This is a genomic window from Merdimmobilis hominis (genome assembly GCF_016901855.1).
GTDB lineage: Bacteria > Bacillota > Clostridia > Oscillospirales > Ruminococcaceae > Paludihabitans.
The window spans coordinates 1-620 of the sequence record NZ_JACJKY010000067.1; the positions used below are offsets into that span (position 1 = coordinate 1).

At 41.8% G+C, this 620-nt stretch carries 1 protein-coding gene; it reads left to right on the top strand.

The genetic code is table 11. From position 1 onward, the window contains the following. Positions 1 to 313 precede the first annotated feature (313 nt). Positions 314 to 620: hypothetical protein (locus tag H6A12_RS13075; protein WP_204448439.1), on the top strand; the 307-nt coding region annotated here is incomplete at its 3' end.

Here is a 620-nt window from a genome sequence, read left to right on the forward strand (position 1 = left end):
TTTTTACAACAATGAGCGAATACAGCTCAAGACAGGACAAACCCCGATGGAAGTCCGTTATGCTTATGCTGCATAACAGGTGTCCACAAAAAATGTCTACTTGACAGGGAGCGTGTCATTCTAAAGTCCTGTTAATGGGACACCTCTTTTGATATGATAAAAACAAGATCGTTGAATGTCAAAAGGGGGAGAAGCATGCGACGAGTTTCACTTTTCGTGGACAGTGTCTTGAACAGTGGGCAAACAGGGAAAACATCAATTTACTGTCTGTACAAATCAGGATATCGTCGGCTTCAAGAAGGAGAAATTCTGTATGGAGCGCAAATGGAAACATATCGTGTATTGGCGTTTTTTCCGGTGCGTGGAAGCATCAGTGCAGGTGAACCAAAAGCGTTTATCACAATTGACAAACCGTTTCCGCAGGATCAAGTCGGCAGTATTTTGTTCACAAATGAAGCAGATGCCAAACGGCATGCAGCAGAATAAAAAAGAACGGATATCGTTTGATATCTGCACCTGTAAAATGAAAGTAGACACTCACAAAAGTGTGGGTGTCTACTTTTTTCGTAGTAAAATAAGAGAAAAAGGAGGAATAGGAATGGGAAAGAAAGGGACACCAC